Here is a 25,509-nt window from a genome sequence, read left to right on the forward strand (position 1 = left end):
GAGACGTCCCGGCCCTTCGTCCGTCGACCCGGTGGCCGTGACCACGTCAAGCCCACGCGCCGGATTCATGCACTTATCCAGTTGCGCGGCCATCCCCGGTTCGGATGAATGCGCGACCTGCCCTAGACTCGGTGCCGTGCCACGTGGTGACGGACGACTCAGCCACGACCTGCTCCCCGGCGAGAAGGGCCCCCAGGACGCTTGCGGCGTCTTCGGTGTCTGGGCTCCGGGTGAAGAGGTCGCCAAACTCACCTATTTCGGGCTGTATGCGCTGCAGCACCGTGGACAGGAGTCCGCGGGCATCGCGGTGAGCAACGGCTCCCAGATCCTCGTTTTCAAGGACATGGGCCTGGTTTCCCAGGTCTTCGACGAGACTTCGCTCGGCTCCCTCCAGGGCCATATCGCCGTGGGCCATGCCCGCTACTCCACCACCGGTGCCTCGGTGTGGGAGAACGCCCAGCCGACGTTCCGTGCGACCGCGCACGGCTCGATCGCGCTCGGCCACAACGGCAACCTGGTCAACACCGCCGAGCTGGCGGACCTGGTCGCCGCGCTGCCCCGCGAGGGCGGGCGCGCCACCCAGGTCGCGGCCACCAACGACACCGACCTGGTGACGGCCCTGCTGGCCGGCCAGGTCGACGAGGACGGCAAGCCGCTGACCGTCGAGGAGGCCGCACCGCGCGTCCTGCCGAAGGTCCAGGGCGCCTTCTCGCTCTGCTTCATGGACGAGCACACGCTCTACGCCGCCCGCGACCCGCAGGGCATCCGCCCGCTGGTCCTCGGCCGCCTGGAGCGCGGCTGGGTGGTGGCCTCCGAGACCGCCGCCCTCGACATCTGCGGCGCCAGCTTCATCCGGGAGATCGAGCCCGGCGAGATGGTCGCCATCGACGAGGACGGTCTGCGCAGCAGCCGCTTCGCCGAGGCCCGTCCCAAGGGCTGTGTCTTCGAGTACGTCTACCTCGCCCGCCCGGACACCGACATCGCCGGCCGCAATGTGTACCTCTCCCGGGTGGAGATGGGCCGCAAGCTGGCCGCCGAGGCGCCGGCCGACGCGGACCTGGTGATAGCGACCCCGGAGTCCGGCACCCCCGCCGCCGTCGGCTACGCCGAGGCCAGCGGCATCCCCTACGGCTCCGGCCTGGTCAAGAACTCCTACGTCGGCCGGACCTTCATCCAGCCCTCGCAGACCATTCGCCAGCTCGGTATCCGCCTCAAGCTCAACCCGCTCAAGGAAGTCATCCGCGGCAAGCGCCTGGTGGTCGTCGACGACTCGATCGTCCGCGGCAACACCCAGCGCGCCCTCGTCCGGATGCTGCGTGAGGCCGGCGCTCTTGAGGTCCACATCCGGATCTCGTCCCCGCCGATCAAGTGGCCGTGCTTCTTCGGCATCGACTTCGCCACCCGCGCGGAGCTGATCGCCAACGGGCTGAGCGTGGAGGAGATTGGCAAGTCGCTGGGCGCCGATTCGCTCGCGTACATCTCCATCGACGGCATGATCGAGGCGACCACGATCGCCAAGCCGAATCTGTGCCGCGCCTGCTTCGACGGTGAGTACCCGATGGAGCTGCCCGACCCGGAGCTGCTGGGCAAGCACCTCCTGGAGTCGGAGACCGCGGCCCCGGCGAAGTCCGACGTGGACGGCGTCCAGACGCTCACGGCCGGGGTCGGCGGCGCCGACGCGCTGCGTCGCCCGTAGAGCTCGTACACACACGACACGAAAGTTCTCAGCCATGCCCGAGACCACTGGTGCCAGCTACGCGAGTGCGGGCGTCGACATCGAAGCCGGCGACCGCGCCGTGGACCTGATGAAGGAGTGGGTGAAGAAGGCCACCCGCCCCGAGGTCGTCGGCGGGCTCGGCGGCTTCGCCGGCCTCTTCGACGCCTCGGCGCTGAAGCGGTACGAGCGTCCGCTGCTGGCCTCCGCCACCGACGGCGTCGGCACGAAGGTCGACATCGCCCGCAAGATGGGCGTCTACGACAGCATCGGCCACGACCTCGTCGGCATGGTCGTCGACGACCTGGTCGTCTGCGGCGCCGAACCGCTGTTCATGACCGACTACATCTGCGTGGGCAAGGTCTACCCGGAGCGGGTCGCCGCGATCGTCAAGGGCATCGCCGAGGGCTGTGTGCTGGCCGGCTGTGCACTGGTCGGCGGCGAGACCGCGGAGCACCCGGGGCTGCTGGGCGCGGACGAGTTCGATGTCGCCGGTGCCGGTACAGGCGTCGTCGAGGCGGACCGGGTACTGGGCGCGGATCGCATCCGTACGGGTGACGCGGTGATCGCCATGGCATCCTCCGGGCTTCACTCGAACGGGTACTCGCTGGTCCGCCATGTGCTGTTCGACCGGGCCGGGATGGCCCTGGACCGGGAGATCCCGGAGTTCGGCCGCACGCTGGGCGAGGAGCTCCTGGAGCCCACCAAGATCTACTCGCTGGACTGCCTGGCGCTGACCCGTACGACCGAGGTGCACGCCTTCTCGCACATCACCGGCGGCGGTCTGGCCAGCAACCTCGCCCGGGTGATCCCGGACGGTCTGCACGCCACGGTCGACCGTGCCACCTGGACCCCGGGCCCGGTCTTCGACCTTGTCGGCTCGGCCGGCTCGGTCGAGCGCCTGGAACTGGAGAAGACCCTGAACATGGGCGTCGGCATGATCGCCGTCGTCCCGCAGGGATCGGTGGAGGCCGCCCTGACCACGCTCGCCGACCGCGGTGTGGACGCCTGGGTCAGCGGCGAGATCGTCGAGCGCGGTGAGCACGCCGAGGCAGTGACCCTGACCGGTGACTACGCGAGCTGACGGACCGAGTCGTCCCCCTGGCCCGGTCCGGGCCAGGGGCGGTGCGGCCCGCTCCGGCAGGCGTCGGCTCGGCGGCCGTGCCAACGGTCATCCGGACAGTCATCTGGGCAGCACAGAACCCGGTCCGGACAATGCCCAGGACCGGGTCCGTGATGCTGTTATGGGTGCCGCGAGCGCGCAGAGAGTCAAGCGCGACGACGCTGCTGGGACGAGTCGCCCTCGTCCTCTTCGTCGTCATCGCTGTTGTACAGATCTGCGTACCGTGCGTACGGGTCGTCGTCCTCGTCCTCCTCGAACGGCTCTGCGTTCGGAGGCTGCTGGTTCGACGGTGATGCACCCAGCTCGTCGGCCAGTCGTGAGAGATCCGTCCCACCGCTGCTGTACTTCAGCTGGCGGGCGACCTTTGTCTGCTTGGCCTTGGCCCGGCCGCGCCCCATGGGTCGACCCCCTCAATGACGGGGCTCGATGGCCCCAGAGTCTTGACACGCGTTCATGGATCAGAGCGGGCTCTCGACAGAGAGACCGGCCCGTAGGGCTTTAACGGTACCTGCTTCCGCGGCCATACGGTACGTCGCCCGCATCACCCGCCGCTCGGCACAACCGGCAAGGTGCCCCGTCCCCGCTGGTCAACTGCGATTTTAACCTGTCCTGTACGGCGACCCGCCGACGGGTGGTGAGGGATGTCTCCCTGATCACCCGTGGCGGGCCGCACAAGGCTCGCTTTCCGGCCGGCAAGGCCGCGTTTCCGGCCTCGGTCAGGTGCGCCGGGCATCCGCCATACGCTGCTCGGCCAGGCGGTCGGCGGCCGCGGCGGGCGGAATGCCGTCGGCCTTCGCACGAGCGAATATCGCCAGTGTGGTGTCGAAGATCTTCGCCGCCTTGGTCTTGCAGCGGTCGAAGTCGAAGCCGTGCAGCTCGTCGGCCACCTGGATGACCCCGCCGGCGTTCACGACGTAGTCGGGGGCGTAGAGGATGCCGCGGTCGGACAGATCCTTCTCGACGCCGGGGTGGGCGAGCTGGTTGTTGGCCGCGCCGCACACCACCTTCGCGGTCAGTACCGGCAGCGACTCATCGCTCAGCGCACCGCCCAGCGCACACGGCGCGTAGACGTCCAGGCCCTCGGTGCGGATCAGCGCCTCGGTGTCCGCGACCGCGGTGACCTGCGGGAACTTGGCGCGGACCCGCTCCATCGACTCGGTGCGGACATCCGTGATCACGACCTCGGCGCCGTCCTGGAGGAGATGCTCGACGAGGAGGTGGCCGACCTTGCCGACGCCCGCGATGCCCACCTTGCGGCCGCGCAGCGTCGGGTCGCCCCAGGCGTGCTGGGCCGAGGCGCGCATGCCCTGGAAGACGCCGTAGGCGGTCAGGACGGAGGAGTCGCCGGCGCCGCCGTTGTCGGGGGAGCGGCCGGTGGTCCACTTGTTCGTACGGGCGACGACGTCCATGTCGGCGACGTAGGTACCGACGTCGCACGCGGTGACATACCGGCCCCCGAGGGAGGCCACGAACCGGCCATAGGCGAGCAGGAGTTCATCGGTCTTGATCAGATCGGGGTCACCGATGATCACGGCCTTCCCGCCGCCGTGGTCCAGCCCGGCGAGGGCGTTCTTGTAGGACATGCCGCGCGACAGGTTCAGGGCGTCCAGCACGGCCTCCTCCTCGGAGGCGTAGGCATGGAAGCGGGTGCCGCCGAGGGCGGGGCCCAGGGCGGTGCTGTGGATGGCGATCACGGCCTTGAGGCCGCTGGCGCGGTCCTGGCAGAGAACGACCTGCTCATGGCCCCCCTGCTCCGATCGGAACAGGGTGTGCAGAACGCCGCCGTCGGTGCCGGCGGAGGCCGGACGTACGTCAGTCACGGTGGTGACTCCCATAAGTCGCGAAGGATGCCCTCCGACGGGTGGGGAGGGCCGGTTGAAAAGAGCGTAAGACCTGCGGGACCGGTTGATCGGTCGGGTGCCGAGGATCACCCTCTCCCGGGGGACGGGCATGGGACGATCTGGTCGTATCGCAGGCCGGCGGGGGCCCTCGGGATCTCCCGGCGGTGGACTTCCCTTTGAAGGAGCGGGCGTGGCCCTGGCGTCGTCGGTGAAGGTCCCGTACATGGCATATCTGCGGGTCTACGAGCCGCTGGCTGCGTTCCCCGAGCCGGAACGCTCCCACTGGGCGCGCTATGCCAAGCGGGCGAAGACCCCTACCGCCCAGGATGAGCAGCGCCGGGCGCTGGCGGATCTGCTGCCGACGCCACCGGTGCCGGTGCCGGTCCACGAGAGCGCGGACGCCTTCATCGCCGTCGTGAACGAGGTGACCTGCGTCTGCCCGTGGCGCACCCGGCTGCGCGGCTGGCAGGCCCTGGAGTCGCTGGACGAGCTGCTGCCCGCATCGGTGCTGGATGCGGCGCTGCCCCCGGTGGTGCGCCGGCAGGCGGCCACTGACTACGAGCAGTGGCGGGAGCGCAACCCGGACGCCAGGCCCTGGATCCGCGGGGCGGCCTGGCACGTCCCGGTCCGCTGGTTCGTGCTGTTCGCCGACGGCGAGCGGGAGTACACGAAGGGTGAGCAGGGGCCGGTGCTGCGCTACCGGACGCCGATGGTGCAGGCGCGGCGGCGGGTCGCCCGTGGTCTGCGCACGCTGCGGGAGGCCCTGGAAGAGGGGCCCTTGATCGACGGCCTGGTAGATGTGGGGCGCTGGCTTGAGGAATTCCATCCGCGTTCGGTCGTGGAGCTGGACTACGGAGGGCTGGTGCACGCGGTGCCCGAGGGGCAGCTCGCCGAGGACCGTTCCGCCGCCGAGGTGGCGGAGGGCCTGGCGGCGCTGCGCGAAGGGGACGGCGAGCGGGCCGGGGTCGCGTACGAGAAGCTTTCCCAGCGGTGGCGTGCGGTGCGGGAACGCCAGTTCTCCAGCTGAGGCGCCGGTGCCGTGCCCAAGGCTCGTGGCGCGGAAACGCTGCGTTCGCTTTTCGGTGGTGGGGCGGTAAAGGACGTAGGTCCTGATCCGGGCGATTGCCTCAAGCGTGACCTAAAGCACTGACTTCGGGTCTTGCTCTCAAGCCATACCCTCGTGCCAAAATAGGACAAGGAGCCCGCCGCGGGCTCCTTCCGTCCAACTAAGGGCGGATAGATCGGTATTGCGTTCCTTGAGGGGTCTCGTGGCGGCTGATCACGTTGTGACTGATCGTCACGGACGGGTGACTGTCCGCTATGGCACGGTCCATCGGCTTCCGCCGAGGTTGAACACCTGAGAGGGCAATTCCATCGGTTTGGCCGACGTGGCTGGACGGATGGTGTAGTTGTAGTGCCGAGGACAAGCCGTTCGTCCTATAACCGACTCGGCCCGCGTCCGCCATTTCGGGCAACGTGGGTCAAGGTGCAGAATTTAGAGGAAAGAACCGTGATGGTTCGGTTCTCCCGAGGAGGCCGCTCATGACCGCTCGCACCCCTGACGCCGAGCCGCTGCTTACCCCCGCTGAGGTTGCCACGATGTTCCGCGTGGACCCGAAGACGGTGACCCGCTGGGCCAAGGCAGGCAAGCTCACGTCCATCCGCACGCTCGGAGGACACCGGCGTTACCGCGAGGCTGAGGTCCGCGCACTGCTCGCGGGCATTCCGCAGCAGCGCAGCGAGGCCTGAACAACCGCATAACCAGGTCGTTTTCGGGGCCCCCAACCCGAAAGCGCCCGCTTTGCGCCACATAGCTCGACCGCTCCACCCACGCTTCACACAGCTCCATACGACGCGGCGCCTGCCCCACAGGCCCCACGCCCGCTCCACTTGGGTACGTCATTGATCGCGCTGGACTCCGCCGGGTCCAGCGCGATTTTTTTGTGTGCGCCCGCTTCAGGGCCCGCCGGGGCGGTCGGGTCGGCCTGGCGCCGGCGCCGTCCCGAACGGCGGCCAGGGGGTCTTCACGGGCCCTGTGAGGGCCCTTCCGCAGGGACCCCGAGCCCCCCTTCCAGGGCCACCCCGCGGGTGGTGCAATTGCACATATTAAATTGACCGGTTGTAGGGCGGGTGTAAGTTCCGCATCGCGCCAAACTTGTTCGGTGACACCCGTCACACAACGCGGCGCTTGAAGACGATACGTCCGCTGCGATAGAGAACCTCGCCCGCCACACCCAACAGGACGACACCGCACGGTGGGTGGCACCGGCGCCGGTGGTCACGGGGCCGCGGGAGTTTCGCCCTCGTCCGCCGGCGGCTCGCGGACGGCCGCGGGCGAGGCGGGGGCGGACGAGGGCGCCGGAGGCCCGGAGCGGGCCGTGTGCGGCTCCATGGCGAGCCGTTGTAGCTGGTGGCAGATGGGGCAGTGCCGCGTCAGATGGCGGTAGCCCGTGGCGGCTGACAGATGGGCCCGTAACAGTGCCCTGGTCTCGTGCCGTACCGCAGTCGTCATTGCACATACCTCCCCGGCCCCACGCCTTCCTCAGTGATTACCGGCGGTACGTGCCGCCGTCAATACAGCGGGCGCCAATCCGGCTACCGTCCGCATCCGGCAGGGGCGGAAATGGACAGCGGCACGGCCGGCGTCCGACGGGGGCGCGGGCAGTGGCCGGCAGGCGGTCAGCGGGTGGTCAGCAGGACGGCCCGCATCGGTGCGCGATACGGGCCGTGGGGCGCGACCTGACGGGACGTGGGGTGCCCGGTGGCGGCTTCGCGCGGGGCGCGGCCTGGTCCGGACAGCAGTACGGCCCGCATCCGAAGAGGATGCGGGCCGTAAAAATGCGGTCCTGACGGGATTTGAACCCGCGGCCTCCACCTTGACAGGGTGGCGAGCACTCCAAACTGCTCCACAGGACCTTGCGTTTCGCTTTCCGCTTGCGGCGGGCTGCGAAGCAAGACTCTACAGCAGGTCAGGGGGTGCGGTCGAACTCGATACCGGCAGCCCTGATTCCTACGGCGCGGCGGCGTCCACCGCCTTCACGATGCGCTTGTCGGAGACCGGGTACGCGGTCCCCAGAGCGTGGGCGAAGTAGCTCACCCGGAGCTCCTCGATCATCCAGCGGATCTCCAGGGCCGCGGCGGGCACCGAGCGGCCCGCCGGGAACTGCTCCAGCAGCCAGGCGTATTCGTCCTGCATCTCCTTCACCTTCGCCATACGGGTGCGGTCCCGCTCGGCATTGGTGGGCAGCTGCTGCAGACGGCGGTCGGCGGCCACCAGATAGCGCATCAGGTCCGGCAGCCGCTTGGCGCCGTGCGCCGTCACGAAGCCCGGCCTGATCAGCGCCGCCAGCTGCTCCTTGAGGTCCGTGAGGGACGGCAGCAGCGAGGGGAACGTCGTCTCCTTCAGCCGGCGCTCGCACGCCTGCCAGGCGGCCAGCACCTCCTGGACCTGCTGGATGGTCTTCAGCGTGACGTCCACCAGGTCCGCACGGACCGCGTCGAACAGCTTCCGGAAGGACTCCTCGTCCCACGCCGGACCGCCCCGGGCCGCGATCAGACGGTCCGCGGCGGCGGTGACGCAGTCCTCGAAGAGCGCGCCGATGGAACCGTGCGGATTGCGGGACAGTGCGAGCTTCTGCTGATTGCTCAGCTTGCCCTGGGCGAACTTGGCCGGATTGGACGGGATGTTCAGCAGGATGAGCCGGCGAGTGCCCGCCCACATCGCCGTGAGCTGCTCGGCCTCGGTGTCGAAGAGGCGTACGGCGACGCTGCTGCCCTCGTCGACCAGCGCCGGGTAGGCCTTCAGCGGCTGGCCCGCACGCCGGGTCTCGAAGGTGCGCGGCAGCGTGCCGATCGTCCAGGACGTCAGCCCCGTCCGCTGCTCCGGGCCGGCCGCCGCCTGCCCGTCGCCCCCGCCGCTCTTGCGGTCCCTCGCGGGCCGCTCGGCGGCCTCCTCGAAGGCCTTGGAGATGGCCGCCCTGGTCTTCGGCTTGAGCTTCAGCCGCAACGCCTCCAGGTCCTTGGCCTCGGCGAGCTTGCGGCGCCGCTCGTCGACCACCCGGAACGTGATCTTGAGGTGGTCGGGCACCCGGCCCGGATCAAAGTCCGCGGCCTCGACCGGTACGCCCACCATCCGCTGCAGCCCCGCGGCCAGAGACGTCGTCAGAGCGCCCTGCAGAGGGACCGTGGAGTCCAGGAAACGGGCCGCGAAGTTCGGTGCCGGGACGTAGTTGCGCCGGATCGGCTTGGGCAGGGACCGGATCAGCTCCGTCACCAGTTGCTCGCGCAGGCCCGGGATCTGCCAGTCGAAGCCCTCGGAGGAGACCTGGTTGAGGACCTGGAGGGGGATGTGGACGGTCACGCCGTCCGCGTCCGCGCCCGGCTCGAACTGGTAGGTGACCTTGAACTTCAGCTTTCCCTGCCGCCAGGAATCCGGGTAGTCGTCCTTCGTGACGGCCTCGGCGGACTCATTGATGAGCATCGAGTGCTCGAAGTTCAGCAGCTCCGGCTCTTCGCGGTGCTGCTTCTTCCACCAGGCGTCGAAGTGCGCGCCGGAGACCACGTCCGCCGGGATGCGCTGGTCGTAGAAGTCGAAGAGCGTCTCGTCGTCCACGAGGATGTCGCGGCGCCGGGCGCGGTGCTCCAACTCCTCGACCTCGCCGAGAAGTTTGCGGTTGTCATGGAAGAACTGGTGGTGGGTGCGCCAGTCGCCCTCGACCAGGGCGTTACGGATGAACAGATCGCGCGAGGTCTCCGGATCGATCCGGCCGTAGGCGATCTTGCGCTGGGCGACGATCGGGACGCCGTAGAGCGTCACCCGCTCGTACGCCATCACCGCGGCCATCTTCTGTTCCCAGTGCGGCTCGCTGTATGTCCGCTTGACCAGGTGCTGGGCGAGCGGCTCGATCCACTCGGGCTCGATCTTCGCGTTGACCCGCGCCCACAGGCGGGACGTCTCGACCAGCTCGGCGGACATCACCCAGCGCGGGGGCTTCTTGAAGAGCGCGGAGCCGGGGAAGACCGCGAACTTGGCGCTGCGGGCGCCCAGATATTCGTTCTTGGCGTCGGTGTCCTTGATGCCGATATGCGAAAGCAAACCGGAAAGCAGGGAGGTGTGGATATGGTCCGGCGCCGCATCCTCCTCGCTGAGGTGGATGCCCATGGTCTTGGCGACCGAGCGCAGCTGGGAGTAGATGTCCTGCCACTCACGTATCCGGAGATAGTTCAGGAACTCACTCCGGCACATCCGGCGGAAGGCCGAGGAGGACAGCTCCTTCTGCTGCTCGCGGACATAGCGCCAGAGGTTGAGGAAGGCGAGGAAGTCGGAGGTCTCGTCCTTGAAGCGGGCGTGCTGCTGATCGGCCTGCTGCTGCTTGTCCGCGGGCCGCTCGCGCGGGTCCTGGATGGACAGGGCCGCCGCGATGACCATGACCTCGCGGACACAGCCGTTGCGGTCCGCCTCCAGCACCATCCGCGCCAGCCGCGGGTCGACCGGCAGCTGCGAGAGCTTGCGGCCGAGCGGGGTCAGACGCTTCTTGGGGTCCTTCTGCTTGGTGTCGAGCGCGCCGAGCTCACTGAGCAGATCGACGCCGTCCTTGATGTTGCGGCGGTCCGGCGGGTCGATGAACGGGAACTTCTCGATGTCACCGAGGCCGGCCGCGGTCATCTGCAGGATGACGGAGGCGAGGTTCGTCCGGAGGATCTCCGCGTCCGTGAACTCGGGACGGGAGAGGAAGTCGTCCTCGGAGTAGAGGCGGATGCAGATGCCGTCGCTGGTACGGCCGCAGCGGCCCTTGCGCTGATTGGCGCTGGCCTGCGAGACCGGCTCGATGGGCAGCCGCTGGACCTTGGTGCGGTAGCTGTAGCGGGAGATCCGGGCCATGCCCGGGTCAATGACGTACTTGATGCCCGGGACGGTCAGCGAGGTCTCGGCGACGTTCGTGGCCAGCACGATCCGCCGGCCCGTGTGCCGCTGGAAGACGCGGTGCTGTTCGGCGTGCGACAGCCGCGCGTACAGGGGGAGGACCTCGGTGAACGGGAGGGCCTTCTTGTTGAGCGCGTCCGCGGTGTCGCGGATCTCCCGTTCGCCGGAGAGGAAGACCAGGATGTCGCCGGGCCCGGCGGACTGCAGCTCGTCCACGGCGTCGCAGATCGCGGTGATCTGGTCGCGGTCCGCGTCCTGGCCGCCCTCCTCCAGCAGCGGGCGGTAGCGCACCTCCACCGGATACGTCCGGCCGGAGACCTCGACGATCGGTGCCCCCTCGTCGCTCCCGGAGGCGTCCCGGGCAGCCGGGGATCCGGTGCGCTCCGGCGCCGCCCCTACGGACGCGAAGCTGCCGAAGTGCCGGGCGAACCGCTCCGGGTCGATGGTCGCCGAGGTGATGACGACCTTGAGGTCCGGGCGCCGGGGCAGCAGCTGGGCCAGATAGCCGAGGATGAAGTCGATGTTGAGGCTGCGCTCGTGCGCCTCGTCGATGATGATCGTGTCGTACTGGCGCAGCTCCCGGTCCGTCTGGATCTCGGCGAGCAGGATGCCGTCCGTCATCAGTTTGACGAGGGTGTCCCCGCCGACCTGGTCCGTGAAGCGGACCTTCCAGCCGACCGCCTCGCCCAGCGGGGTCTTGAGCTCCTCGGCCACCCGCTCGGCGACCGTACGGGCCGCGATCCGGCGCGGCTGGGTGTGCCCGATCAGGCCCCGGATGCCCCGGCCGAGTTCCAGACAGATCTTGGGGATCTGCGTCGTCTTGCCGGAGCCGGTCTCACCGGCGACGATCACGACCTGGTGGTCGCGGATCGCGGCGAGGATCTCGTCCCTCTTCTGGCTGACCGGCAGCTCTTCCGGATACGTGATCGCGGGCACCGCGGCGCGCCGCTGGGCGACCCGCAGCTCCGCTTCGTCGATGCCGCCGGAGATCTCGGACAGCACCGCCGCCCGGGCTTCGGGTTTACGGATACGGCGTGCGCCGTCGAGACGGCGCCCCAGCCGCTGCTGATCGCGCAGCATCAGCTCGGGCAGCCGCTCCAGCAGGTCGGAGAGGCCGGGAGCGGGGGTGCCGGGCAGCGCGGGAGCAGAGCCGTCGGGCAGGGCGGAGGCAGGCTGACTGGACATACGTCCCCCAGGATCTCACCTCGGATAAACGACTGGCGAACGAATTGCCCGCGCGGGCGGTGCACGGTGCCGCCCGGCAACTCTCCCCGTCTCCCGGCCGCTCCTCGCGCGCACGGCCTTCCGGGCCCGGCGGCACCGCCATCCGGGTGGCCGGGAGGGCGGGCGCACAGGAGCGGACAGGCGACGGAAAAACGATTCCGACACCTGCCCGCATCCACGACAATGGCCGCATGGACAAGGGAATACGACGGTTAGCGGGCATTGTCGTGATGGCTGCCGGTATCGGGCTGGCCACCTGGCTGGTCTTCGGCGCGCCGCACAACTGGGAAGGCGATGTGCGGCTGGTGAAGGCGGCGATGGGCCTGGCTGCGACAGGGATGATCACCGGCGGTGCCGGGCTGATCTTCTGGCGGCCGGAGGGCGAGCCCGCCGAGGCCGCGGGGGAAGCCGGCGTCGGATAGCGACGAAGGGGCGACGAAAGGGCCACGAAAAAGGCCCCGATTCGAGGAATCGGGGCCTTCTCCCAATGGGTGTGGCTGGGGCCGGGGTCGAACCGGCGACCTATCGCTTTTCAGGCGATCGCTCGTACCAACTGAGCTACCCAGCCGCAGCGGTCCTGACGGGATTTGAACCCGCGGCCTCCACCTTGACAGGGTGGCGAGCACTCCAAACTGCTCCACAGGACCTTGCATTGTGCGAAAGCGGCGTGAGCCAGTCTCGCACACGGTGATGCGTGCCCCCAACGGGATTCGAACCCGTGCTACCGCCTTGAAAGGGCGGCGTCCTGGGCCACTAGACGATGAGGGCTGGTGGCCACCTTGGCGTCGTTACCGGCGCCGTCGGGGACGTGAGAAGCATATGGGATGGGAGGACCGTTCGCCAAAACGGTTCAGCGGGGGTGGTCGGAAGGGCTCCTGGCCGGGCGCGAAGAAGGGCCGGACGAGGGACGGGACGAGGGGCGGGACGAGGGGGCGGCCGAGTGGGGTGAACCGGATGGTGCGGGCGTGGCGCCGGGGTGGTTCTCGTGGGGGAGGTGGCGGCTGACCTCGGCCCGGGACAGGCCCAGTCCGCCGAGAGTGATCTCGTCCCACGCCTGCAGCCGCTTCGTCCTCCGGTCCAGATAGAGCACCGAGGCCAGGACCGGCTCGGGCTTCTTGTTCTGCACCGCACGCAGTCCGCCGCCGCCCGTCGAGCCCTCGACCATCAGCCGGGTGCCCTGGGGGAGCAGGGTGTTCTCGCGGTGGTGGACATGGCCGGCCAGCGCCAGCGGGGCCAGGCCGTCCGCCTCGGTCACGGCGGCGGGGTTGTGGGCCAGCGCGAGGTCGACGGGGGTGCCGGCCAGCCGCTGGGTGCGCAGCGCGTCGGCGAGGCGGCCGCCCGCGGTGCGCTCGGCGGGGTCGCCGGCCGCCACCACGGAGCGGTCCGGGGTGAACTGCGGGTCGCCGACGCCCGCGATGCGTAAGCCGGCGACCTGGGTGACCCTGCCGTGGTCGAGGACGGTGACGTGGCGGCGGCCGGTCAGGTACTTCTGCGTGCCGCGGGAGTCGTGGTTGCCGCGCACCCATACGTAGGGGGCGCCGAGGGTGGAGACCGGGTCCAGGAAGTGGTTCTCGGCGGCCGAGCCGTGGTCCATGGTGTCGCCGGTGTCGACGATCACGTTGATCCGGTACTGCTTCACCAGGGAGGCGATGATCCGCCAGGCGCCGGGGTTGAGGTGGATGTCGGAGACATGCAGGACGCGGAGGGTGGTGGGGTCCGGCTGGTAGGCCGGCAGCGTCGAGGCGGCGTCGTAGAGCTTGGTGACATTGGTCACCAGGCGCGCCAACTCCTTCTGGTAGACGTGGAATTCGCTGACGATGCTGCGGGCGTTGCCGACCACGGAAGGGGCCGAGGTGAGCAGTCCGGAGAACTTCGGCTCCAGTACGGACTGGGGGTTCCAGGTGGCGTATGCGGTGCCCGCGGAGGCGGCGAGCAGGGTGAGCGCCAGACCGCCGGCGGCCAGTGCGCGGCGCGGGCGGCGGTAGACGGCCAGGCCCAGCGCGGTGGCGCCGGACGCCACGGCGATACAGGAGTGCAGCGCCAGTCCCAGGGCGCCGCGGGTGACGTCGTGGGTGACCTCGGCCTGCAGACCGGCGAACCGCTCGGGGTGGTCGACCAGCGCCTGGGAGCGGACCGGGTCCAGCCGGTCGACGCCGACATCGAGCCGTACGGGCGCGTGGTGGCTGCGCAGTTCCAGGTCGCCGAGCGGCGCGACCTCGATCCGGGTGCCGCCGGTCAGTGAGGGGCGCAGCGCCATGCTGGTGTCCACCGGGCCGACGGGCACCCGGATGCTGCCGATCAGGAGCAGCCCCAGCCAGGCGCCGACGACGGTGACGGCTATCAGGCCGAGGGAGCGGGACAGCGGATGCGGTGGCTCGACGAGGCCGGCGGTGGAGTCCGTACGGCGGGAGCGGTAGTCGCGGCGGACGGCCGCCGGGAGGGCGCGTACGCCGTCGAGGCCGGTATGGAGCAGCCGGTGCAGGGGGCTTTGCGGGGTGTCGGGGTGCGGTGTCCGGGAGCGCGCTGCGCGGGCCATTGGTCCCGTATGCCCGTCCGTGGGGCCGCTAAGCGAGGAGTGACGGCTTCCGGTGGGGCTGCGGTGCGACGGGCGGACCGCGACGATCGGTGAGGAGACAGCGTGGCGGAGAATGGTGGTGTGCTGGAAATGACGCGCGAGGAGTTCGAGGAACTGGTCGCCGAAGCGCTGGACCGGATCCCGCCGGAGCTGACCCGGCTGATGGACAACGTGGCGGTCTTCGTCGAGGACGAACCCCCCGCCGGCGACCCCGAGCTGCTCGGGCTCTACGAGGGGACGCCGCTGACCGACCGGGGCGAGTGGTACGCGGGCGTGCTGCCGGACCGGATCACCGTCTACCGGGGGCCGACGCTGCGGATGTGCGAGACCCGCGAGGACGTGGTCGCGGAGACCGAAGTGACGGTCGTTCATGAGATCGCGCACCACTTCGGGATCGACGACGAGCGGCTGCACGCACTGGGCTACGGCTAAGACCTGTCCGGCCCCAGGTGTTCTGTCCGGGGCGCCCGAAGGGCCGGCTCCTACGGGCCGGTGGGCGTGCGGGCCGCCCCCGGAACGCCCGCCCGGCGCGATCGGCCGGGCGGGGTGCGTGTCCTCGGGTGGGGGGCGGGAGTTGGGCAGGGCGTCCGTGCCGCCGTCCCTGCGTTCCGGATCCGGAGGTCCCGCCGTGCGCCCGAGCCCACATCGCCAGTCGTCCCTGACGCCGACACCGTCCCCGTCGTCGTCCTCTGCCCCTGCCCCTTTGCCGCGCCCTCCGTCGGGTCGGCTGCGCTCCCGGGCCACCGCCGTGGCCGTGACCGTCTCCGCGCTGGCCGCGACGCTGGCCGGCTGTATGAGCGTGAGCGACCCGGAGGAGCCGAAACCGTCCGGCAGCACCGCGCGGCACGACGGGAAGGACGGGTGGTCCGGCCCCAACGGGGTGACCGTGGACGGCCGAGGCGACGGTCCGCGGCGGATGGGGCGCAACGGCGAGGGCCGCCCGGCCGGTGGCAAGGGCAAGAAGGGCAAGCCGTCGAAGAGCGCAACACCGGAGCCGTCCGAGCCCGGTACGCCGTCCCGGCCGGTGCGGCCGTCGGGCCCCGAACCGGGCGTGGGCGGCGGGCACGGCGGTTCCGGCGGCCAGGGCGGGCGCCCTGGACATGTGGAGCCCTCGCCGCCCCGCCCCGACCGCCCGGCCACTCCGCCGGCCTCGCCCGCGCCCAGTACGCCCCCCGCGCAGCCGACCCCGCCGCCGAGCAGCCCCCCGCCACCGCCGAGTTCCCATGCCTCCGGCCCGTCCCCCGTCTCGCCGATGGCGTCCGAGCCGGACGTCTACGACGAGGAGGCATGAGGGCTTCCGGGTGGGGCGGGTAGGTTTGTCCGGGGGAGCGGAAGGCCTGGTCAGAAGGTCATTTGCCATCCGGGGGGCGGAGTGCGTATGGTGGTAGATCGTTTGATCCCATTTGCCCGGCGCCAGAACAGAAGCGCGCCGCGTGGCGCGTTCTCTCCCTTGCCGTGGCTGACCGCATAGAGGCGGTCGTGTGAAACACACGGAGTTTGGGCGCGTGCCGAGACTCCGGAAGGTTTCGCATTTCGCATGTCCATTTCCACTGAGCAGTCCGTCATGCCCGCATCCGACGAGCAGACGGCCCCCGAGGTGACGGCGGTCGACGAGTCGCCCGAGACCGCCGCGGCGGAAGCCGCCACCGACACCGTCACCTTCGCCGACCTCGGACTGCCCGAGGGCGTCGTCCGCAAGCTCGCGCAGAACGGCGTCACCACCCCCTTCCCGATCCAGGCCGCGACCATCCCGGACGCGCTGGCCGGCAAGGACATCCTCGGCCGTGGCCGCACCGGCTCCGGCAAGACGCTCTCCTTCGGTTTGCCGACCCTGGCCACGCTGGCCGGCGGCCACACCGAGAAGAAGAAGCCGCGCGCCGTCATCCTCACCCCGACCCGTGAGCTCGCGATGCAGGTCGCGGACGCGCTCCAGCCCTACGGCGACGTCCTCGGCCTGAAGATGAAGGTCGTCTGCGGCGGTACGTCCATGGGCAACCAGATCTACGCCCTGGAGCGCGGCGTCGACGTCCTCGTCGCCACCCCGGGCCGGCTGCGCGACATCATCAACCGTGGCGCCTGCTCCCTGGAGAACGTCCAGGTCGCCGTCCTCGACGAGGCCGACCAGATGTCCGACCTGGGCTTCCTGCCCGAGGTCACCGAGCTGCTCGACCAGGTGCCGTCCGGCGGTCAGCGGATGCTCTTCTCCGCCACGATGGAGAACGAGATCGGCACGCTGGTCAAGCGCTACCTGACCAACCCGGTCAGCCACGAGGTCGACAGCGCCCAGGGCAACGTCACCACCATGACCCACCACGTCCTGGTCGTGAAGCCGAAGGACAAGGCGCCGGTCACCGCCGCCATCGCCGCCCGCAAGGGCCGCACCATCATCTTCGTCCGCACCCAGCTGGGCGCCGACCGCATCGCCGAGCAGCTCGTCGAGTCCGGTGTGAAGGCGGACGCGCTGCACGGCGGTATGACGCAGGGCGCGCGCACCCGGGTGCTCGCGGACTTCAAGGACGGCTACGTCAACGCGCTGGTCGCCACCGACGTCGCCGCCCGCGGTATCCACGTCGACGGCATCGACCTGGTCCTGAACGTCGACCCGGCCGGTGACCACAAGGACTACCTGCACCGCTCGGGCCGTACCGCCCGCGCCGGCCAGTCCGGCACCGTCGTCTCGCTGTCGCTGCCGCACCAGCGCCGGCAGATCTTCCGGCTGATGGAGGACGCGGGCGTGGACGCCTCGCGCCACATCGTCGGCGGCTCCGGCGCCTTCGACGAGGACGTCGCCAAGATCACCGGTGCGCGCTCGCTCACCGAGGTCCAGGCCGACGGCGCCAACAACTCCGCCAAGCAGGCCGAGCGCGAGGTGGCCGAGCTGACCCGCGAGCTGGAGCGCCTTCAGCGCCGCGCCACCGAGCTGCGCGAGGAGGCCGACCGGCTGACCGCCCGTGCCGCCCGTGAGCGTGGCGAGGACCCGGCCGAGGCGCTTGCCGCCGCGGCCGTCACCGCCGAGGCCGAGGCCGCCGCCGAGGCCGCCGTACCGGCCCAGGCCGGCGCGTCGGACGAGCGCCGCGACGACCGGGGCAACTTCGAGCGCCGCGACCGTCGTGACGACCGTTCCGGCGGCCGTCCCTTCGACCGTGACCGTCGTGATGACCGTTCCGGTGGCGGTTTCAACCGTGACCGTCGTGATGACCGTTCCGGTGGTGGCTTCAACCGTGACCGTCGTGATGACCGTTCCGGTGGTGGCTTCAACCGTGACCGTCGTGATGACCGTTCCGGTGGCGGTTTCAACCGTGACCGTCGTGACGACCGTTCCGGTGGCCGTTCTTTCGACCGTCGTGATGACCGTTCCGGTGGCGGCTTCAACCGCGACCGCGGCGACCGTCCGAGCCGCCCGTTCAACCGTGACGACCGTTCCGGCGGCCGTCCGTCCGCCGGTGGCTACCGCTCCGGTGGCGGCGACCGTCCGTTCAACCGTGACGACCGTTCCGGCGGCCGTCCGCCCGCCGGTGGCCACCGCTCCGGTGGCGACCGCCCGTACGGCCGTCGTGACGACCACCGTGGCGCCCCGACCGGCTCCTTCGGCCGTCGCGAGGACAAGCCGCGCTGGAAGCGCAACGGCTGATCACCGACGCTGATCCGCAGGGCCCGTACGGACGCAAGTGCCGTACGGGCCCTGCGTGTTGTACGGCACACGGCAGGCCCCGCCGGGCCCGCCGACCGGCCCCGCGGCACCCCGCCGGATGGCTTGATCCGTAATGGCTTCGGGCTGCGGCACCTCCTCGGGCTATGCTGCTCGGTGCGGGCCATTAGCTCAATTGGCAGAGCAGTGGACTTTTAATCCATTGGTTCAGGGTTCGAGCCCCTGATGGCCCACCAGACGCGGACGGGGAGACCGTCCGGCCGGTGTGCAGTGGCCCGAGGGCCCGGACCGTACGCGGTCCGGGCCCTCGGGCGTGACCGGTGGCCCGGGCGGGGTCCAAGTGCCGTGGAGCGGAACGGCCTTGGGCGCGCGAACCGGGCGGCGCGAGGCGCCCGGAGAGGCCACTGTTTCTTTCCCCTTCTTCCCCCTTCTTTCCCGTCCTTTCCCGTTATTCCCCGGCGGCCTTCGCCTTCGCCTTCGCCTTCGCCCGCCCCTCGCCTCCGCCCCCGCCTCCTCCCCTTGTGACGCGGCCGGTCTTGTGACCCGTCCGGCCCCCGACGAGTCGCCGTGCCGCCCCGTACCGGCAAGCCTGGGGACGTCGAGGCGACCGGCACGACGGTGCCCGTACGGACGGGCGGGAGTGGGAAGAGGCCGGTGCGGATGCTCCGAGGTGAGGCGCCCCCCGAGGGCGACGGGGCGCGCGGGGAGCGCCGCTCCTGGATGTCGTGGTTCGGCCGACTGCTGGTGCGCCGACTTCCCGCCATCCTGATCGTCGGCGGGGTCGTCTTCGACATGGGGACGCCGGCCGCCTACACGGCCGCCCCCTTCTTCTCTGCCGCCCCGCTGGTCGCCGCGCCGCTCTCCTCCCTGCGCGGCACCGCTCTCACGGCCCTGGCCGCCCTGCTCGGCGAGATCTGGGTCGTCACCTACCGCAGCGCCGGGCAGGACCACAGCGAGTCGGTGACGGAGATCGTCACGGTCCTTGTCGTCGCCCTGCTGGCCCTCGGCATCAACCGGGTCGTCCGGACGGCCGACGCCCGCCTGGCCTCCGTACGGGACGTCTCGGAGGCCGCCCAGCGAGCCGTACTGCCCATGCCTCCCGGACAGCTCGCCGGGCTCGCCATCGCCGCCCGCTATGTGGGGGCGCGGGCGGATGCCCGGATCGGCGGCGACCTCTATGCCGTGCAGGACACCCCGCACGGCGTACGGCTGATCGTCGCCGACGTCCGGGGCAAGGGGCTGGCGGCGGTGGAGACCGCGGTGATCGTCATCGGCGCCTTTCGCGAGGCGGCGGAACAGGAGAGCACCTTAGGGGCGGTGGCGGGCCGGCTGGAGCGGGCGCTGCAGCGGGAGGGCGGGCGGCGCAAGGGGGTGGAGCAGACCGAGGGGTTCACCACTGCCGTACTGGCCGAGATCCCCGCCGACGGGCAGTCCGTCCTGCGGGTGCTCAACCGGGGCCACCCGTCCCCGCTGCTGCTCACCCCGGACGGCGGTCTGCGCGAGCTGGCTCCCGCGGCGCCGGCGCTGCCGCTCGGGCTGGGCGGGATGGTGAGCCGGCCGGACCGGCCGGACGAGACGTTCTTCCCGGCCGGGGCCCTGCTGCTCTTCTTCACCGACGGGGTGACCGAGGCCCGGGACCTGCTAGGCCGCTTCTACAACCCGTCGAGCAAACTGCGCGGCTGCCGCTTCCCCGGCCCGGACGTCCTCCTGGACACCGTCGTCGAGGACGTCGCACGCCATACGGGCGGCGCGCCGGCCGACGATATGGCCCTGCTGGCGGTGCAGCGGCCGATGGGGGTGTAGACGCCGATGGATGCGGGCTGTGTGGGCGGTTGCCCGGCAGGCCCTGTGTACGGGGATCGGGCCGCGCTCAGGTTCCCGGGGTGTCCGCCGGCCCGGGGAGGCGGTGCAGGCTCTGGCCGTGCGGGCCGGTGAGTGCGACCGGGCGTCCGTCGAGCGCGAGGGTCAGCAGCAGCGCGTCGTCCGGGCGGGGCGAGCGGTGTGCGGGGCCGGTGATCCACGGCAGCACGGAGTGGTGCTCGTCGGAGATCCAGTGGCCGCCGCCCGGCCGGCCGTCGAGCAGCGACCGGACGAGACGTGTGAACTCCTGACGGCGGGCGGGCGGGAGGTAGGCCAGCACCGAGCTGTGGAAGATGACCAGCGTCGCCTCGGGCGGTGCCTCGGCGGCGAGCGCGGGCAGCTCGTCGATCAGATCGCCGCGCACCATCCGCGGCCGCGGCGCCGACCGCACCGCTTCGACGGCCGCGGACAGCCGCGCCGCACGCTCCCCGTCGCCCGGCCATACGAGCGCCTGCAGCCAGCGCAGATCGTCCGGTTCGGCCACCGGGTCGAGCGGGTCCAGGTCGATGCCGGCCCGCCAGACGATCTGCGGCAGCCGGTCGGGCAGTTCGGCGGGCAGCTCGCCGGGCGTCCCTTCCGTACGGCAGGTGAGCACCAGTGGGCTCTCCGGCGCCCCCACCTCGGTCCGGAGGGCGCCCGCCCGGCCGCCGTCCCCGCCCTCGCCCACGTACCGGTAGCGATAGCGGTCGGGGTGCAGACACAGCCCCGCGGACGTACCGACCTCCAGCAGCGCCAGCGGCTGCGGCAGACGGGCAAGCAGCGGCAACAGGGTGGCGCAGCGGGCCGGTTCATTGGTCTGGGTGGCGCGCTGCATGATCACCGCGCGTACCTCGTCCCAGTGCCGGATCGTCCACTCGCGCCAGCGCCCGTACGCGGCTTCACCGCGCGGGCCCATTTCGGCGTGCGGGCCGTCGAGATAGCGGACGGCGGCGAGCAGGAGGTTCGGCTGCTGTTTGTTGCCGGCGGGCAGCGACCCCGACAGCAGATCGCAGAGCTCCGCGTCCTGGCTGATCCGCGCGCTCAGCTCCTCGTGCGCATCCGACCGGCCCCGCACCTCCCGCCAGGAGAACCCCCGGTACCGCTCCGCCACTCCCCACGCGTAACCGGCAGCACTTCCGGCGTTCCCGGTGTTCCCGACGTTGACGACCATGATCCGACGTTACTGCTCTCACCCTCCGTAACTGAGGGCCACCCCTCCGCATAACGACTGGTGCACAATCCGCGCGAGATCGTTTAGCGCCGGGTGGTCAACTCGCCCGGTTTGTGGGCGTGGTGGCCGAAAAGGCGCCGCCACAGGTTGTGCTGACCCGATAAGGATTCGAGAGAAGGCTTGGAATTCGGTCGCGATCTCTATTACTGTCCGATAACGCAGCGCGGTCGTCCCAGCCGTCGCAAGAGGCGGCACCGCGCGCCGACGCCGAATCCCGCACGCGCTTTTCACGCACCCCCAAGCACTTCGAACTGCACCAAGGGAACCGGGGAACCACTTCCTTGGGGTGAATCGGACGCCCTCCGCCAGCGGGCGCCCGTAGGAGACCTTCCTGCTCCGAACCCGTCAGCTAACCCGGTAGGCGAGAAGGAAGGAAAGGAGTGCGCCCCCGTGGCGTCCAACAGGCCTGCCCCCGATTCTCCGTCGGCTTACGAGCTCGATGACCGAGGTGCCTTCCCTGGGCCCGGTGCCGGCGACGGCGACGGACCGTGGGAGGAGTGGAATCCCACCGACGAATCCACGCGCTTCGTCCGCGGCAAACACCGGGTGGCCAAGCAGCGTGGCGGCGGACTCGCCCGCAGCGGCACCGTCCTGGGTGTCGGCGTCATCGCGGCGGTCGGCGCGAGCGGAATGGCCTCGGCCGAGGACCGTCCGCCGGTTCCGATCTCGATGCCCGACATCGGCGGGATGGCCGACGACCTCTCCGAAAAGATGCCGGACGCCAAGTCGCTCCCCGGCATCGGCGACCTGATATCCGACGAGGACTCCGCAGCCGCCGACGCCGCCTCGGCTCCCGTCGGCGACGCGGCTCCTGCCTCCTCCGGGCCGCTCACCCGGGCCACCCAGACGAGCGCGGACACGGCTAACGGCACCGGCGCCGGTGAGGCGCTGCGCAGCCGCATCCTCCAGCAGGCCGACGCGCAGCAGGGCGCCGCCGAGCAGGAGAGCCGCGACGCCGCCGAACAGGCCGCTGTCCAGCAGGCCGCAACGCAAGCCGCCGCCCACCAGAAGTCGGCCGAAAAGGCCGCTGCAGCCAAGAAGGCGGCCGAGATGGAGGCCAAGCGCAAGGCTGAGGAAGCGGCCCGTCAGAAGGCGGAGGCCGAACGCCTCGCCAAACTGGCGAAGAGCTTCATCGCTCCCGTGTCCTCCTACACGCTCACCGCCAGCTTCGGCCAGGCAGGCGACCGCTGGGCCGCGGACCACACCGGACAGGACTTCGCCGCGCCGACCGGCACTCCCGTCAAAGCGGTGCACTCCGGCACCATCACCCAGGCAGGCTGGGCCGGCTCGTACGGCTACCGCATCGTCCTCACCCTCGACGACGGCACCGAACTCTGGTTCTGCCACCTGTCCTCGATGGTGAAGACCTCCGGCAAGGTCAACACCGGCGATGTCATCGGCCGCGTCGGCGCCACCGGCAACGTCACCGGCCCCCACCTCCACCTGGAGGTGCGCCCCGACGCCGGCGACCCGGTCGACCCGATGCCGTGGCTGCGCGATCATGGGATCAATGTGTGACCGGCGGGGTCGGCGTGTGATCGACGGGGGCGAGGTGTGATCGACGGGGGCGAGGTGTGCCTGACGGGGTCAACGCGTGACCGACGGGATCAACGTGTGGCCGACGGCTTCGGCGCCTGGCCGGCGCCCTCGGTGCAGGAACAGGCAGCTCAACCCGTGGGCGTCTGACGGGAGTTACCGTGGGGGAAGAGGAAGGAATAACTCCTCTTCCCCCGACGCTCCCCTGGATATGACCGCGACACACAAGCCCCTCGGCTCGCTCTCCGTCTCCCCCCTGTCCCTCGGGGGCAACGTCTTCGGGTGGACGGCCGACGAAGCCCAGTCCTTCGCCGTGCTCGACGCGTACGTGGCGGGCGGTGGCAACTTCATCGACACCGCCGACGTCTACTCGGCGTGGATCCCTGGTAACAAGGGCGGCGAATCCGAGACCGTCATCGGCAACTGGCTGGCCTCCCGCGGCAATCGCTCCGATGTCGTCATCGCCACCAAGGTCGGCGCCCACCCGGACCTCAAGGGCCTGTCCCCCGCCACCATCAAGTCCGCGGTCGACGCATCCCTCGCCCGTCTGCGCACGGACTACATAGACCTCTACTACACCCACTACGACGACGAGTCGGTCGAGGTGCCGGAGTTCCTCGTCGCCCTCGACGACCTCGTGCGGGCCGGCAAGGTCCGCGAGATCGCCGCGTCCAACATCTCGGCGAAGCGCCTGGAGGAGTCCCTGGCCTTCTCCGCCCGCGAGGGCCTGGCCCGCTATGTCGCCCTCCAGCCCCACTACAACCTGGTCTCCCGCGACACCTACGAGGGCGAACTCGCCGAGGTGGCCGCCCGCCACGGCCTGGCCGCCGTGCCGTACTTCGCCCTCGCCTCCGGCTTCCTGACCGGCAAGTACCGCCCAGGCACCCATGTCGACAGCGCTCGCTCCGGGGGCGCCGTCAAGTACGTGGACACCGACCGCGGCCGCCGCGTCCTCCAGGCCCTCGACACCGTCGCTGCCGCCCACCAGGCCGAACCCGCCACCATCGCCCTCGCCTGGCTCGCCGCCCAGCCCACCGTCGTGGCCCCCATCGCCAGCGCCCGCACGGTGGAACAGCTGCCGGCGCTGCTGGCGGTGTCCGAACTGACCCTGACGGATGCGGAACTGGCGCTCCTGAACGAGGCGTCTGCCTGAACCACGGAGGACGGGGAGGGACGAGGGAGGGGCGGGGCCGCCAAGGCCCCGCCCCTCCTTCGCGTTCCGCTCCTGCTCTACCCCTGCTCCTGCTCTGCTTTCGCTCTACTTCCGGCGGTCCACTGCCACCCACGATGCGAGCGCCACGCCACCCGCCACCGCAAACACCGAAGGCCAGGCCCCGATCTTCTTCGCCAACGGATGCGACCCGGCAAACGCGGCCACGTACGCCCCACTCAACGCCGCCGCCGTCGCATTCCCCGCCTTCTGCTGCCACCCCTTGGCCGCCACGGCCCCGGCCGCAGCGAGCGCCACCCCACCGAGCGGCCGCTTCTTGGTCCAGCGGGCGGTGGCATAGCCGCCTACCAGGCCGGTTGCTGCGATCACACTCGTCGGTACGCCGGCCATCACGGAAACCTCCACATCAGGGGACAACTGCGACGACCTTACGTGGAGAGTCCGTGGGACCCGCACGATGCTCTGTATTAGGCGCGGACGCTCCAGTCCGGGCGCTGCACGCAGGTGACGAATTCCTGCCACGCCTCGCAGGTGAAGTTGAGTATCTGGCCCCCGGGAACTTTCGTGTCTCGGACCAGGAGGGTGGACCCGTCGGGCGTCGCCGTCGCTATGCAGTTGCCGCCGGAGCCGTTGCTGTAGCTGCTCTTGTGCCAGACGAGAGGCGCTGTGTGAGTCATCAGGTGAGTCCTTGCATCGCTTCGGTAATGAGGGCACTGGACTGTTGCGGACTCAAGGACAGTGCCCGCAAGTTGTCGAATGCCTTTGCATACTGCGCGATGTCGCTGGGTTGCTCCAGATAGACAGCATCTGTCAGGCCATCGCGATACACGATGTCCGGGTCCTCTTGCTCAGGGAACCCCAACATCGTGTACGCCCCCGTTGCGGGGTAGCTACCTGAGTTGAACGGCAGCACCTGGACGGTGACGTTCTTCAACTGCGCCATCTTCAGCAAGCGTTCGAACTGGGCCTGCATCACATCCCTGTTCCCGATGGCATGCCGCAAGACGCTTTCGTGCAGGATCGCCCACAAATCTGGTGCATGGGGACCGGTGAGGAGCGCCTGTCGCTCCATGCGCACGGCGATCATCTGCTCGACGTCGTCTGGGCTTGGCTGGGCCGTGGCTCGGTGGAGCTCCCTGGCGTAATCCGCGGTTTGCAGCAGCCCAGGGACGAACTCAGCCTCGTACGTACGCAGACTGCACGCCGCCTGTTCAAGGCCGACGTACACGGAGAACCACGTGGGTACGGCACTGCCGTACGCGTGCCACCAACCCCGCATCTTGGAGTGCTTGGCAAGGCTCTTGAGGAGTTCGCGTAGCTCGTCGGTGGTGTTGTAGAAGCGGCACAGCGCATCAACGTCTGACGGTTGGACGCGGCCTTGGCCCGTCTCCATGCGGTTGACCTTGGAGCCGCTCCAGTCCAGTGACTCGCCCACCTGGTTGCAGGTGAGTCCGTGGTCCTCGCGAAGCTTCTTCAGCTCGATCGCAAGTCGACGACGACGAGCGGTGGGCGAACCGGCCACGGCAACTCTCCTTGTATTGGCGGGCGTTCATTCTTGCCGTGAGAGCAGGTACGGGCCAATCACTCGATAGAGCGAATCCCGCTGTGCACATTGCACGAAGGGATGCGCGCTGCCACTATCGCTCTCAGGGAACCGAGAGTCATCACGCGATGGCCAGGCGT

The 25,509-nt window shown here is 70.2% G+C and carries 21 protein-coding genes, 5 tRNA genes and 1 riboswitch; of the genes, 12 read left to right on the forward strand and 14 right to left on the reverse strand.

Annotated features, from left to right (window positions below):
* The first annotated feature begins 136 nt into the window (after nucleotides 1-136).
* Together purF and purM are read left to right on the forward strand one after the other, a co-directional pair.
* Entirely contained in the window at nucleotides 137-1,696 is a 1,560-nt protein-coding gene (gene purF / locus AB0C46_RS33215; protein WP_362832417.1) for an amidophosphoribosyltransferase, read from the forward strand.
* Nucleotides 1,697-1,730: 34 nt separating this feature from the next.
* Nucleotides 1,731-2,798: a phosphoribosylformylglycinamidine cyclo-ligase gene (purM, locus tag AB0C46_RS33220; RefSeq protein ID WP_362832418.1), complete on the forward strand. Its 1,068-nt coding sequence runs from the start codon at nucleotides 1,731-1,733 to the stop codon at nucleotides 2,796-2,798.
* Nucleotides 2,799-2,983: 185 nt separating this feature from the next.
* Here the strand turns inward: purM and AB0C46_RS33225 are convergent, their stop codons facing one another.
* Both AB0C46_RS33225 and AB0C46_RS33230 read right to left on the reverse strand, forming a co-directional pair.
* On the reverse strand, nucleotides 2,984-3,235 hold the full coding sequence (locus AB0C46_RS33225) for a DUF3073 domain-containing protein (protein WP_030086208.1): 252 nt from the start codon (nucleotides 3,233-3,235) through the stop codon (nucleotides 2,984-2,986).
* A gap of 318 nt (nucleotides 3,236-3,553) precedes the next feature.
* Entirely contained in the window at nucleotides 3,554-4,672 is a 1,119-nt protein-coding gene (locus AB0C46_RS33230; RefSeq protein WP_362832419.1) for a Glu/Leu/Phe/Val dehydrogenase dimerization domain-containing protein, read from the reverse strand.
* A gap of 196 nt (nucleotides 4,673-4,868) precedes the next feature.
* Between AB0C46_RS33230 and AB0C46_RS33235 the strand changes: the two genes are divergently transcribed.
* Both AB0C46_RS33235 and bldC read left to right on the forward strand, forming a co-directional pair.
* The gene (locus AB0C46_RS33235; protein WP_362832421.1) at nucleotides 4,869-5,705 is read left to right on the forward strand and encodes a hypothetical protein; all 837 of its coding nucleotides are present in this window, start codon (nucleotides 4,869-4,871) and stop codon (nucleotides 5,703-5,705) included.
* Nucleotides 5,706-6,220: 515 nt separating this feature from the next.
* Complete coding sequence (gene bldC / locus AB0C46_RS33240; RefSeq protein ID WP_003949541.1) at nucleotides 6,221-6,427, forward strand: developmental transcriptional regulator BldC; 207 nt, start codon at nucleotides 6,221-6,223, stop codon at nucleotides 6,425-6,427.
* A 529-nt stretch (nucleotides 6,428-6,956) separates the two neighbouring features.
* Here the strand turns inward: bldC and AB0C46_RS33245 are convergent.
* The 4 genes from AB0C46_RS33245 to hrpA all read right to left on the reverse strand — a co-directional run bounded on the left by AB0C46_RS33245 (nucleotide 6,957) and on the right by hrpA (nucleotide 11,786).
* On the reverse strand, nucleotides 6,957-7,190 hold the full coding sequence (locus AB0C46_RS33245; RefSeq protein WP_362832422.1) for a DUF6274 family protein: 234 nt from the start codon (nucleotides 7,188-7,190) through the stop codon (nucleotides 6,957-6,959).
* A 167-nt stretch (nucleotides 7,191-7,357) separates the two neighbouring features.
* A complete protein-coding gene (locus AB0C46_RS33250; protein WP_362832423.1) occupies nucleotides 7,358-7,492 on the reverse strand; it encodes a hypothetical protein in 135 nt (44 codons plus the stop codon).
* A gap of 27 nt (nucleotides 7,493-7,519) precedes the next feature.
* A tRNA-Asp gene (locus AB0C46_RS33255) sits at nucleotides 7,520-7,594 on the reverse strand.
* Between the two features lie 94 nt (nucleotides 7,595-7,688).
* Nucleotides 7,689-11,786, reverse strand: a complete 4,098-nt coding sequence (gene hrpA / locus AB0C46_RS33260) for an ATP-dependent RNA helicase HrpA (protein ID WP_362832424.1) — start codon at nucleotides 11,784-11,786, stop codon at nucleotides 7,689-7,691.
* A gap of 230 nt (nucleotides 11,787-12,016) precedes the next feature.
* Here hrpA and AB0C46_RS33265 point away from each other — a divergent pair, with 230 nt between their 5' ends.
* Nucleotides 12,017-12,247, forward strand: coding sequence for a hypothetical protein (locus AB0C46_RS33265; protein WP_362832425.1), 231 nt, complete (start codon nucleotides 12,017-12,019; stop codon nucleotides 12,245-12,247).
* A 72-nt stretch (nucleotides 12,248-12,319) separates the two neighbouring features.
* Here the strand turns inward: AB0C46_RS33265 and AB0C46_RS33270 are convergent.
* The 4 genes from AB0C46_RS33270 to AB0C46_RS33285 form a co-directional block, all read right to left on the reverse strand.
* Nucleotides 12,320-12,393: transfer RNA gene (locus AB0C46_RS33270), tRNA-Phe, on the reverse strand.
* A 4-nt stretch (nucleotides 12,394-12,397) separates the two neighbouring features.
* Nucleotides 12,398-12,472: transfer RNA gene (locus tag AB0C46_RS33275), tRNA-Asp, on the reverse strand.
* 48 nt (nucleotides 12,473-12,520) lie between these two features.
* Nucleotides 12,521-12,593 (reverse strand) — tRNA-Glu (locus AB0C46_RS33280).
* Nucleotides 12,594-12,675: 82 nt separating this feature from the next.
* Entirely contained in the window at nucleotides 12,676-14,361 is a 1,686-nt protein-coding gene (locus tag AB0C46_RS33285; protein ID WP_362832426.1) for a metallophosphoesterase, read from the reverse strand.
* A 120-nt stretch (nucleotides 14,362-14,481) separates the two neighbouring features.
* Here AB0C46_RS33285 and AB0C46_RS33290 point away from each other — a divergent pair, with 120 nt between their 5' ends.
* From AB0C46_RS33290 to AB0C46_RS33310, 5 genes are all read left to right on the forward strand, one after another.
* The gene (locus AB0C46_RS33290) at nucleotides 14,482-14,832 is read left to right on the forward strand and encodes a metallopeptidase family protein (RefSeq protein WP_362832452.1); all 351 of its coding nucleotides are present in this window, start codon (nucleotides 14,482-14,484) and stop codon (nucleotides 14,830-14,832) included.
* 322 nt (nucleotides 14,833-15,154) lie between these two features.
* A complete protein-coding gene (locus tag AB0C46_RS33295) occupies nucleotides 15,155-15,691 on the forward strand; it encodes a hypothetical protein (protein WP_362832427.1) in 537 nt (178 codons plus the stop codon).
* A 246-nt stretch (nucleotides 15,692-15,937) separates the two neighbouring features.
* Nucleotides 15,938-18,031, forward strand: coding sequence for a DEAD/DEAH box helicase (locus AB0C46_RS33300; RefSeq protein ID WP_362832429.1), 2,094 nt, complete (start codon nucleotides 15,938-15,940; stop codon nucleotides 18,029-18,031).
* Nucleotides 18,032-18,209: 178 nt separating this feature from the next.
* A tRNA-Lys gene (locus AB0C46_RS33305) sits at nucleotides 18,210-18,285 on the forward strand.
* A gap of 484 nt (nucleotides 18,286-18,769) precedes the next feature.
* Nucleotides 18,770-19,852, forward strand: coding sequence for a PP2C family protein-serine/threonine phosphatase (locus AB0C46_RS33310; protein WP_362832453.1), 1,083 nt, complete (start codon nucleotides 18,770-18,772; stop codon nucleotides 19,850-19,852).
* Nucleotides 19,853-19,919: 67 nt separating this feature from the next.
* On the opposite strand, the gene AB0C46_RS33315 is transcribed toward AB0C46_RS33310, so the two are convergent.
* Entirely contained in the window at nucleotides 19,920-21,059 is a 1,140-nt protein-coding gene (locus tag AB0C46_RS33315) for a DUF2332 domain-containing protein (protein ID WP_362832430.1), read from the reverse strand.
* Nucleotides 21,060-21,343: 284 nt separating this feature from the next.
* A riboswitch (cyclic di-AMP (ydaO/yuaA leader) is annotated at nucleotides 21,344-21,498 on the forward strand.
* 11 nt (nucleotides 21,499-21,509) lie between these two features.
* Between AB0C46_RS33315 and AB0C46_RS33320 the strand changes: the two genes are divergently transcribed.
* Together AB0C46_RS33320 and AB0C46_RS33325 are read left to right on the forward strand one after the other, a co-directional pair.
* Nucleotides 21,510-22,637, forward strand: a complete 1,128-nt coding sequence (locus tag AB0C46_RS33320) for a M23 family metallopeptidase (RefSeq protein WP_362832431.1) — start codon at nucleotides 21,510-21,512, stop codon at nucleotides 22,635-22,637.
* Between the two features lie 229 nt (nucleotides 22,638-22,866).
* A complete protein-coding gene (locus AB0C46_RS33325; protein WP_362832432.1) occupies nucleotides 22,867-23,808 on the forward strand; it encodes an aldo/keto reductase in 942 nt (313 codons plus the stop codon).
* Nucleotides 23,809-23,913: 105 nt separating this feature from the next.
* On the opposite strand, the gene AB0C46_RS33330 is transcribed toward AB0C46_RS33325, so the two are convergent.
* From AB0C46_RS33330 to AB0C46_RS33340, 3 genes are all read right to left on the reverse strand, one after another.
* Nucleotides 23,914-24,216, reverse strand: a complete 303-nt coding sequence (locus AB0C46_RS33330) for a hypothetical protein (RefSeq protein ID WP_362832433.1) — start codon at nucleotides 24,214-24,216, stop codon at nucleotides 23,914-23,916.
* Nucleotides 24,217-24,293: 77 nt separating this feature from the next.
* Nucleotides 24,294-24,503 carry a DUF397 domain-containing protein gene (locus AB0C46_RS33335; protein WP_362832434.1) on the reverse strand — a complete coding sequence of 70 codons (210 nt, stop codon included), beginning with the start codon at nucleotides 24,501-24,503 and terminating at the stop codon, nucleotides 24,294-24,296.
* A complete protein-coding gene (locus AB0C46_RS33340; RefSeq protein ID WP_362832435.1) occupies nucleotides 24,503-25,348 on the reverse strand; it encodes a helix-turn-helix transcriptional regulator in 846 nt (281 codons plus the stop codon). The genes AB0C46_RS33335 and AB0C46_RS33340 overlap by 1 nt, the downstream gene beginning before the upstream one ends.
* Nucleotides 25,349-25,509: the final 161 nt, after the last annotated feature.

This window comes from Streptomyces sp. NPDC048637 (genome assembly GCF_040650675.1).
Lineage (GTDB): Bacteria > Actinomycetota > Actinomycetes > Streptomycetales > Streptomycetaceae > Streptomyces.

Excerpts from the sequence above, each read along its gene's own strand:
- purM (WP_362832418.1), top strand. The coding sequence starts at position 1,731 with ATGCCCGAGACCACTGGTGCCAGCTACGCGAGTGCGGGCGTCGACATC.
- AB0C46_RS33225 (WP_030086208.1), bottom strand. The coding sequence starts at position 3,235 with ATGGGGCGCGGCCGGGCCAAGGCCAAGCAGACAAAGGTCGCCCGCCAG.
- AB0C46_RS33230 (WP_362832419.1), bottom strand. The coding sequence starts at position 4,672 with ATGGGAGTCACCACCGTGACTGACGTACGTCCGGCCTCCGCCGGCACC.
- bldC (WP_003949541.1), top strand. The coding sequence starts at position 6,221 with ATGACCGCTCGCACCCCTGACGCCGAGCCGCTGCTTACCCCCGCTGAG.
- AB0C46_RS33245 (WP_362832422.1), bottom strand. The coding sequence starts at position 7,190 with ATGACGACTGCGGTACGGCACGAGACCAGGGCACTGTTACGGGCCCAT.
- AB0C46_RS33250 (WP_362832423.1), bottom strand. The coding sequence starts at position 7,492 with ATGCGGGCCGTACTGCTGTCCGGACCAGGCCGCGCCCCGCGCGAAGCC.
- hrpA (WP_362832424.1), bottom strand. The coding sequence starts at position 11,786 with ATGTCCAGTCAGCCTGCCTCCGCCCTGCCCGACGGCTCTGCTCCCGCG.
- AB0C46_RS33265 (WP_362832425.1), top strand. The coding sequence starts at position 12,017 with ATGGACAAGGGAATACGACGGTTAGCGGGCATTGTCGTGATGGCTGCC.
- AB0C46_RS33285 (WP_362832426.1), bottom strand. The coding sequence starts at position 14,361 with ATGGCCCGCGCAGCGCGCTCCCGGACACCGCACCCCGACACCCCGCAA.
- AB0C46_RS33300 (WP_362832429.1), top strand. The coding sequence starts at position 15,938 with ATGTCCATTTCCACTGAGCAGTCCGTCATGCCCGCATCCGACGAGCAG.
- AB0C46_RS33310 (WP_362832453.1), top strand. The coding sequence starts at position 18,770 with ATGTCGTGGTTCGGCCGACTGCTGGTGCGCCGACTTCCCGCCATCCTG.
- AB0C46_RS33315 (WP_362832430.1), bottom strand. The coding sequence starts at position 21,059 with ATGGTCGTCAACGTCGGGAACACCGGGAACGCCGGAAGTGCTGCCGGT.
- AB0C46_RS33325 (WP_362832432.1), top strand. The coding sequence starts at position 22,867 with ATGACCGCGACACACAAGCCCCTCGGCTCGCTCTCCGTCTCCCCCCTG.
- AB0C46_RS33330 (WP_362832433.1), bottom strand. The coding sequence starts at position 24,216 with ATGGCCGGCGTACCGACGAGTGTGATCGCAGCAACCGGCCTGGTAGGC.
- AB0C46_RS33335 (WP_362832434.1), bottom strand. The coding sequence starts at position 24,503 with ATGACTCACACAGCGCCTCTCGTCTGGCACAAGAGCAGCTACAGCAAC.